The sequence below is a fragment of the Microbacterium sp. Bi128 genome, from assembly GCF_918698205.1.
Genome location: NZ_CAKKMM010000171.1, coordinates 1 through 8,062 on the forward strand (window position 1 = coordinate 1; position 8,062 = coordinate 8,062).

9 protein-coding genes are annotated in these 8,062 nt (G+C 70.5%); 5 read left to right on the forward strand and 4 right to left on the reverse strand.

Features of this window, described 5'->3' with window-relative positions; genetic code table 11:
- Positions 1 to 295: 295 nt before the first annotated feature.
- Both purU and LQV45_RS13205 read right to left on the reverse strand, forming a co-directional pair.
- Complete coding sequence (purU, locus tag LQV45_RS13200; RefSeq protein ID WP_138178132.1) at positions 296 to 1,183, reverse strand: formyltetrahydrofolate deformylase; 888 nt, start codon at positions 1,181 to 1,183, stop codon at positions 296 to 298.
- Between the two features lie 194 nt (positions 1,184 to 1,377).
- Positions 1,378 to 2,496, reverse strand: coding sequence for a zinc-binding alcohol dehydrogenase family protein (locus LQV45_RS13205; RefSeq protein ID WP_230007424.1), 1,119 nt, complete (start codon positions 2,494 to 2,496; stop codon positions 1,378 to 1,380).
- A gap of 85 nt (positions 2,497 to 2,581) precedes the next feature.
- Between LQV45_RS13205 and LQV45_RS13210 the strand changes: the two genes are divergently transcribed.
- From LQV45_RS13210 to LQV45_RS13230, 5 genes are all read left to right on the forward strand, one after another.
- Complete coding sequence (locus LQV45_RS13210) at positions 2,582 to 3,148, forward strand: TetR family transcriptional regulator (protein WP_230007425.1); 567 nt, start codon at positions 2,582 to 2,584, stop codon at positions 3,146 to 3,148.
- A gap of 197 nt (positions 3,149 to 3,345) precedes the next feature.
- On the forward strand, positions 3,346 to 4,662 hold the full coding sequence (locus tag LQV45_RS13215) for a nitrate/nitrite transporter (RefSeq protein ID WP_230007426.1): 1,317 nt from the start codon (positions 3,346 to 3,348) through the stop codon (positions 4,660 to 4,662).
- A 70-nt stretch (positions 4,663 to 4,732) separates the two neighbouring features.
- Positions 4,733 to 5,431 (forward strand): GNAT family N-acetyltransferase, encoded by a 699-nt coding sequence (locus LQV45_RS13220; RefSeq protein ID WP_230007427.1) that lies wholly within the window; start codon positions 4,733 to 4,735, stop codon positions 5,429 to 5,431.
- Positions 5,432 to 5,557: 126 nt separating this feature from the next.
- Complete coding sequence (locus tag LQV45_RS13225; RefSeq protein WP_230007428.1) at positions 5,558 to 5,770, forward strand: helix-turn-helix domain-containing protein; 213 nt, start codon at positions 5,558 to 5,560, stop codon at positions 5,768 to 5,770.
- Positions 5,760 to 7,067: a HipA domain-containing protein gene (locus LQV45_RS13230; RefSeq protein ID WP_230007429.1), complete on the forward strand. Its 1,308-nt coding sequence runs from the start codon at positions 5,760 to 5,762 to the stop codon at positions 7,065 to 7,067. The genes LQV45_RS13225 and LQV45_RS13230 overlap by 11 nt, the downstream gene beginning before the upstream one ends.
- 1 nt (position 7,068) lies before the next feature.
- Here the strand turns inward: LQV45_RS13230 and LQV45_RS13235 are convergent, their stop codons facing one another.
- Both LQV45_RS13235 and LQV45_RS13240 read right to left on the reverse strand, forming a co-directional pair.
- Positions 7,069 to 7,278, reverse strand: a complete 210-nt coding sequence (locus LQV45_RS13235) for a multidrug transporter (RefSeq protein ID WP_230007430.1) — start codon at positions 7,276 to 7,278, stop codon at positions 7,069 to 7,071.
- Between the two features lie 5 nt (positions 7,279 to 7,283).
- A partial coding sequence (locus LQV45_RS13240; RefSeq protein ID WP_230007431.1) for an SDR family oxidoreductase occupies positions 7,284 to 8,062 on the reverse strand: 779 nt, incomplete at its 5' end.

Here is an 8,062-nt window from a genome sequence, read left to right on the forward strand (position 1 = left end):
GTTTCGCCGAGACTGCATCCGACTGACATCTCCACTGCAGGCTGCAGTGGGTTTGTCAGGCAGGTGCAGTCTCGGTGGTCCGGAGCCACACAGCGGCGACCGGATGCGGCGCTACCGCGACCGGATGCCGCGTTACCGCGACCGGGTGCCGCGTTACCGCGACCGGGTGCCGCGCTACCGCGACCGGGTGCCGCGCTACCGCGACCGCGCTACCGCGCTAGCATTCCGCGCTACCGCGACCGGATGCCGCGCTACCGCGACCGCGCGACCGCGACCGCGCGACCGCGCTACCGCGCTACGACGTGAAGACGATCGTGTGGTTGCCGTGGCGGATGATGCGGTCCTCGGCGTGCCAGAGCACCGCGCGCGAGAGCACCTGGCGCTCGACGTCGGCGCCGCGGCGCGCGAGCTCGGCGGCCGAATCGGCGTGCGTGACGCGGATCGTGTCCTGCTCGATGATCGGACCCTCGTCGAGGTCGCTCGTGACGTAGTGCGAGGTCGCGCCGATGAGCTTCACGCCGCGCTCCTTCGCCTTCTTGTACGGCTCGGCGCCGATGAAGGCCGGCAGGAACGAGTGGTGGATGTTGATCACCGGCACCCCGATCTTGTCGAGGAAGTCGGGGGAGAGGATCTGCATGTAGCGCGCGAGCACGATGAAGTCGACGTTGCCGACCAGCAGCTCGAGGATGCGGGCCTCGGATGCCGACTTGTCGGGGCCGGGCGTGGAGGGGACGTGGAAGAACGGGACGCCGAAGGAGCGGACGTCCTCGGCTGAGGTGGTGTGGTTGGACACGACCATCGGGATGCTCACCGGCAGATCGCCGCGGCGATGACGCCACAGCAGGTCGAGCAGGCAGTGGTCCTGCTTGGAGGCCAGGATCGCCATGCGCTTGGGGGTGGCCAGGTCGGTCAGCTTCCACTCGAGTTCGAAGCCGTCGCGGAGCGTGCGATGCAGATCGGCCTGGATCTCGGGCAGGGATGCCGCGAGGTCGGGGCGGTGGAACACGACCCGTTGGAAGTACGCCCCGCCGCGCGTGCCGTCGGAGTACTGGTCGAACGCCACGATGTTGCCGCCCTGACGGGCGATGAGAGCCGAGACCGCGGCGATGATGCCGGGGGTGTCGCTGCCGTGGACGATGAGGCAGGCGTGATCGGGCTGCAGATGGGGACTCGCGGAGACCATCGCACCATTCTGCCGTGCGCGGGAGGCCCCGTCGGACACGCGCGCGGGCCGAGTCGGGGCGCCGGACGTGGCCCCGGGGTCACGCCTGGCGCCCCGGGCCCACGCGCGGCCAGGTTCCGTGCCCGGATGCGCCCGGCCCCGGTGCCACGCGCAGCGCCCCGGGACCTCGGTCCCACACGGCGCCCGACCGAGGCCTATAGCCGGACGACGAGCTTGGATGCCGAGACTCCCGCGCGCTGACGGTCGAGGGCGCCCTGGATGTCGGCGAGGCCCTCACCCACGACGAGCGGCTCGGGCATCGGCCGGAGGCTCCCGTCGGCGAGCGCGCGCGGGATGACTCCGCCCCACAGCGCCGGTCCGACCTCGTCGTCGCGGAGGCTGCTGCCCCACACGAAACCCGCGTGGATGCCGGCGCGCCGGGCGCGAAGGGTCGATCGGGCCGTGGCCAGCCCGATGCGGCCGAAGACCGGGAGCATCGCGGGAAACAGTCGTCGTCGCCCGACCAGGTCGGCCAGCGACACGGGCGTGCTCGCCATGGCCAGCCGCGTGGCACCGGTACGGCGCAGGACGTCGATGCACGCGTCGGTCGACCCCGCGCCCAGTGCGACGGCTCCTCTCACGGGGCGATCCCCGATCGCGGCGACGAGATCGCCGACGGCGTTCGCGGAGCCGTAGTCGACGACCGCGTCGGCGCCGAGCGACTGTACGAGCGCCGCGTTGCGCGGTGAAGCGGTGCTGACGACGTTGTACCCGGCGGCGCGCGCCAGTTGGATCGCGTTCATTCCGACGCTGGTCGATCCGCCCCACACCACAACCACGCCCCCGTCCCCCCTGGGCGTGCCGTCGATCGGCATCCGGAGTCCGAGGTGGCCGGGCTGGAAGAGCGCGCAGGCGGCGGTAGATACGCCGAGGGGAAAGACCGCGGCCTCCTCGTCGGATAGTGCGTCGGGCGTCGGCGCGGCGAGCCGTTCGAGCAAGACGGTGTACTCCTGGAACGCGCCTTCGCGCAGCGGATCGCGCCTGCGGTCGGTCCCGGTCGCGAGACCGAACACGCGCTGTCCGACGCGGAACCGTGTGACGCCGGACCCCACCGCGACGACTTCCCCAGCCACGTCCGATCCGAGGACCGCGGGGGTCCGCAGCCACCGATAAGTGACGCGGCTGGTGCCCTGGACGACCCAGTCGACGGGGTTGATCGCGACGGCGCGGACGCGCACGACGATCTCCTCGGTTGCGGGTTGCGGAATGTCCGCGGTGATCACCTCGAGCTGTGCGCGCGGGGTGGGGAGCACGGCGGCGGTCTGGACGGGCATGGATGCCTCTCGGTCGTGATGACACTTGGTGTCTTCACGGTACCGCAGATGATGACACTGCGAGTCATCACCTAGGATTGTCGTCATGGCGAGGTGGGCACCGGACACGCGGGAGCGGCTCCGTGCCGCGGCGCTGGAGCTCTTCGCGGAACGCGGATTCGACGCCACCACGGTGCCCGACATCGTCGAGCGCGCGGGCGTGACCCGGCGCACGTTCTTCCGCCACTTCAGCGACAAGCGCGAGGTCTTCTTCGGTGACGACGAGATTCCCGCGCTCGCCGGCGCGATCGTCGCCGCCGCGCCCGCGGGGGCGTCCCCGTTCTCGATCGCGTGGCGGGGGTTCCACATGCTCGCCGGGGAACGGTTCGAACCCCGGCGCGCGCAGATGGAGGCCGCGCGGCGTTTCATCCGGTCCGAGCCGTCCCTCCGAGAGCGCGACCTGCAGAAGCAGGTCGACCTCCGCGATGCGCTGCGTGAGGGGTACGTCGCCCGCGGCGTCGATCCCTTCACCGCGCGCGTGGTCGCGGGTGTGGCGGTGGAGCTGCTGCAGATCGCGCTCGAGCGGTGGCTGGCCGACGACACCGGCACCCCGCTCACGCAATACCTGGCCGCGGTCCGCGCCGACATGTCCGACGCGCTCGGCGACGCCTGAGGCGAGCGGCGTCCGGGATCGGGGCACCGTCCGTGGTCCCGGGGTCGACCGCGGCGCCACGGGGCCACCGAACCGCCCTGTCGGACCCACCGTCCCGCCCGGACGGACCCCGCCGACCCGCCGTGTCGGAGCCCGGGGATAGCCTTGTGGATGCCGCCCTCCGTGGCATCCATCCCCCTCGTCGTTCAGGACACCCCGTGATCAGCACCCTCGACCGCCCCGGGTGGCGGACGTGGACGCTGTGGGCGGTCGGGGTGCTCGCCTACGTCGTGTCGATCGTGAACCGCACGTCGCTGTCGGCCGTCGGCGTCGATGCCGCCGTGCGCTTCCACGCCGATGCCTCGGCGCTGTCGATGTTCGCCGTCATCCAGCTCGCCGTCTACGGCGCGATGCAGATCCCGGTGGGGCTGCTCCTCGACCGCTACGGCGCGCGCCCGATGATCGCCCTCGGCATGGTGTTGATGGCCGCGGGCCAGTTGGTCATGGCGTTCGCGGATGCGGTGGGGATCGGCATCCTGGCCCGCGTGCTCATCGGCGCGGGTGACGCCATGATCTTCCCGAGCGTGCTGCGCGTGATCGCGACGTGGTTCCCGGCGCAACGGGCGCCCGTGCTCGTGCAGCTGACCGGGATCATCGGCCAGCTCGGTCAGATCGTCGCCGTCGTGCCGCTCGCCGCCCTCCTGCACGCCACGAGCTGGAGCGTCGCGTTCGGCAGCGTCGCGGGTCTCGCCGTGCTCTTCGCGGTTCTGACCTACGCGATCATCCGCAACCGTCCGCCCGAGCGGCGCGACGATCCCGTCGACACGTCGGTCGACACGCAGACCGGTGCGATCCGGGTCGTGAAGTCCTCCGCCGACCTGCGGCAGGGGTTCCGCGAGTCGTGGTCGCACCCCGGCACGCGTCTCGGCTTCTGGTCGCACTTCACCACCCCGTTCGCGGGCACCGCGTTCATGCTGCTGTGGGGCTTCCCGTTCCTCACCGCGGGTGAGGGGCTGGATGCGGCCACGGCCTCGGGGCTGATGACCCTGTTCGTGCTCTTCGGCATCGTCAGCGGTCCGGTGATCGGGGCGCTGTCGAGTCGGCATCCGGGTCGCCGCTCGCGGTGGCTGGTGCTCCCGACGGTGGTGTTCCAGGCGGTGGCGTGGATCGTCGTCGCGGCATGGCCCGGCCCGGCGCCGGTGTGGCTGCTGATCGTGCTGATGTTCGCGCTCTCGACCGGCGGCCCCGCGTCGATGATCGCGTTCGACCACGCCCGGACGTTCACCCCCAGCCACCGCCTCAGCACGGCCACGGGCATCGTGAACGGCGGCGGGTTCCTCGCGGCCCTGCTGGCGATCCTGTTCATCGGTATCGCGATGGACGTGCAGGGCGCGGGCAGTCCCGACACGTACTCCCTGGATGCCTTCCGCCTGGCGTTCCTCACTCAGCTGCCGCTGTGGCTGGTCGGCGGGATCGCGATCGTCGTCGAGCGCGGCCGCACCATCCGTCACGTGGCGGGAACGCACCCGCGCTGAGCGGACGCGTCTCGTCGTCGGCCGGCCGCTTCCCGCGGTGCGCGGATGCCGCGGGTGCCAGACTCGGAGCATGAGCACGACCGGCATCGACATCCGCCCGCTCGACACCCTCGAGGCGATCCTCGCCGGGGCGCAGCTGTTCGACGACGTGTGGATTGGTGACCGGGCGACGATGCCGGCGAACATCCTGCGGGCGCTCGAACACTCGGGCAACTACGTCGTCGGCATCTACGACGGCGACCGGATGATCGGGGCCTCCGCGGCGTTCTTCGGGCCGCCCGCGGAGCGCACGATGCACTCGCACATCACCGGCATCCTTCCGGGGCACCAGGGTCGCGGGATAGGCCGTCGACTCAAGGCGCACCAGCGCGAGTGGGCGCTGGAGCGGGGGATCGGCCACATCACGTGGACGTTCGACCCGCTCATCCGCCGCAACGCGCACTTCAATCTCGCCGTCCTCGGGGCCAGCGCCACCGAGTACCTCGTGAACCAGTACGGAGAGATGCCCGACGAGGTCAACCGCGGCGACCAGTCCGACCGGCTGATGATCGATTGGGCGCTCGCCGAGCCCCCGGCCTTGACGCCGACCGACGATGCGGTGCGCGCGATCGTCGCGCTCCCCGCCGACATCGAGGCGCTCCGCCGCACCGACCCGGCGGCGGCCGCCGAGTGGCGGCTGCGGGTGCGCGAGGAGCTGCGGGGGGAGCTGGCATCCGGTCTCCGCATCGGCGGCGTCGACCGGCGCGGGTACCTCTTGGTCGCGCGGTGAGCGGGCTCATTCTTGTGGGATCTTCCCCATGATGGGACATGTGCGTTTTATCCCACAGAGAACCTTGTGGGTTTTATCCCACACAACGTAGTGTGGGATAAAACCCACAGATGCTCGGAGGTGGCCATGCGGGTTGCACGTTCCGCCGACCTCGGCGCCCTCGTCGCGGAGCGCCGCGAGCAACGAGGGTTGTCGCAGGAGCAGCTCGCCACGAACGCGGGCGTGACACGCGACTGGCTCGCGCGCTTCGAGAGGGGGAAGCCCTCGGTCACTCTGCACCGGGTGTTCTGGGTGCTCGAGGCGCTCGGGCTGACTCTCGAGGTGCACGATGATGAATGAACTGCACGCGTACCTCGACGGGGTCCGTGTGGGCGCCTTCACGCAATCTCGCGTGGGCGCGCTCGGCTTCGAGTACGACGACCAGTACCGGCGCTCGCGAGCCGCCACGCCGATGTCCCTGTCGATGCCTCTCGCTCGACAGGTGCACAAGAACGCCCCCGCTCGTGCCTACCTGAGAGGGTTGCTGCCGGACAGCGCCGGCCGTCTCAAGGAACTCGCGAGCGAGTATCACGTGTCCGAGAACAACCCTTTCGCTCTCCTGTCGCACATCGGTCGCGACGCTGCCGGCGCTGTGCAGCTTCTGCCGGACGGTGAAGACAGCGATGACGCAGCCACCCGCACGGGTCGGTGGCAGGAGCACTCCGATGAGGACTTCGCCGCCCTGGTCCAGGACCTGATCGCCCACGCCGCCACGTGGGGGGTGCGGCGAGCGGGGCGATGGTCGCTGCCCGGCGCACAGCCGAAGACCGCGCTGTTCCGCACGGCTGAAGGGCTGTGGGCCACACCTCTGGACTCGACCCCGACGACGCACATCATCAAGCCCGCTGTGCCTCCGTACTCCGAACACCACATCGTGGAGTACATGACGATGGCGGCGGCGCGCCACCTGGGCCTCGACGTCGCAGAGAGCGAGATGGCCACCACGCTCGCGGGCGACAACGTCTTCATCTCCCGCCGATACGATCGGGCCTTCACGGGCGAGCGTTGGGCTCGATTGCACCAAGAAGATCTGTGTCAAGCGCTGGTCGTCGAGCCCGACAAGAAGTACCAGAGCGACGGCGGCCCCGGAGTCGGCAAGATCGCGGATCTGTTCCGTGGTCTCCCGAACGGAAGCGACCGTCAGGACAACGGTCGAAGGTTCTTCGATGCTCTCGCCTTCAATCTCGCGGCCGTCGGCACCGATGCGCATGCGAAGAACTACTCGCTCCTCCTGGACGGCTCGCGCGCGACCCTTGCCCCCCTCTACGACCTCGGCACGCACGCCCCCTATCCCACGCCGGAGGGACAGCCGATGAAACTGGCGATGTCGCTCGACGGCGAGTACGTGATCGACCGCGTCGGTGAGAACGCTCTCCAGGTGGCCGGCCGACGACTGGGACTCGACCCCGACGAGGCGCTCCTGCGAGCGCGCGAGATCCTGCGCGGCATCGTGTCGGCATTCGATCACGCCGCCGCGGACGCGACCCACGTTCTGGGAAACGTCCCGACGATTGCCCGAGTTCGGGATGCCATTGCGCACAACGCTCGAGCGCGCGGATGGGTGGCGTCGACCACCGCCATTCCGCTCCGCGACTGAGTCAGTCGTCCGAGACGGGGGTGTCCTCTTCCGCCGCGGGGTCTCCCTGCCCCGGGCCGGGGCGCACCGCTGCGTCGTCGCGGACGTCGATGCGGGTCACGCCGTCGCGCTTCGTGACGTCGAAGCGGGGAGCGGCATCCTCTTCCGTCGCCTTCGGGGCGCTCGTCAACTGGTCGTGACGGTTCTCTTCGAAGCTCTTCTCGTCGCTCATCGCGCTCATTCCTCTCCCGCCGAACGCCACGCGTCCGACTCCATGTGAGACCCGGCCTGCGGCCCCATCTGCAGCATCCCGCCGTCGACGACCCAGCTCGCGCCCGTGACGTACGAGCCCGAGGTCGAGGCCAGGAAACGGATGACATCGGCGACCTCGTCCGGCTTGCCGGGGCGACCGAGCGGGATGCCGGGGCGGTGGATGCGGTCGGCATCCTCGGCATCCATGTCGTTGATGGGCGTGGCGATCTCGCCCGGGGCGACCGCGTTCGCGGTGATGCCGTACTGGCCGAGTTCGAGCGCCATCGTCTTGATGAGCCCGCCGAGGCCGTGCTTCGCCGCGACGTACGGCGCGGAGCCGACGCGCGGCTGATGCTCGTGCACGCTCGACACGGCGATGAGGCGGCCGCCGTTGCCGGCCTTCACCATGCGGCGGGCCGCGGTGTGCAGGGCGAGGAACGCGCCGTCGAGGTTCAGCGCGATGTCGGTGCGCCACGTCTTCATGTCGAGGTCGAGGAAGCTGCCCCCGATCCCGCCGCCGGCGTTGTTGACGAAGACATCGAGGCCGCCGAGCTCGTCGGCCAGGGCGTTCACGGCGTCGGGGATCGCGTCGAAGTCGGTCGCGTCGAACTGCGCCACGACCGCGCGGGCCCCGCGGGCGCGGACGGCGGCGGCAACCTCTTCGGCGCCGTCCTTGTCGCTGTTGTAGGTGATGGCGACGTCGATCCCGGCGGCGGCGAAGGCGAGGGCGGTGGCCGCGCCGATGCCCGAGTCCGAGCCGGTGA

What these genes read in the sequence shown, in the direction of transcription:
- purU (WP_138178132.1), bottom strand. Translation starts at nt 1,183, where the DNA reads ATGGTCTCCGCGAGTCCCCATCTGCAGCCCGATCACGCCTGCCTCATC.
- LQV45_RS13205 (WP_230007424.1), bottom strand. Translation starts at nt 2,496, where the DNA reads ATGCCCGTCCAGACCGCCGCCGTGCTCCCCACCCCGCGCGCACAGCTC.
- LQV45_RS13210 (WP_230007425.1), top strand. Translation starts at nt 2,582, where the DNA reads ATGGCGAGGTGGGCACCGGACACGCGGGAGCGGCTCCGTGCCGCGGCG.
- LQV45_RS13220 (WP_230007427.1), top strand. Translation starts at nt 4,733, where the DNA reads ATGAGCACGACCGGCATCGACATCCGCCCGCTCGACACCCTCGAGGCG.
- LQV45_RS13225 (WP_230007428.1), top strand. Translation starts at nt 5,558, where the DNA reads ATGCGGGTTGCACGTTCCGCCGACCTCGGCGCCCTCGTCGCGGAGCGC.
- LQV45_RS13230 (WP_230007429.1), top strand. Translation starts at nt 5,760, where the DNA reads ATGATGAATGAACTGCACGCGTACCTCGACGGGGTCCGTGTGGGCGCC.
- LQV45_RS13235 (WP_230007430.1), bottom strand. Translation starts at nt 7,278, where the DNA reads ATGAGCGACGAGAAGAGCTTCGAAGAGAACCGTCACGACCAGTTGACG.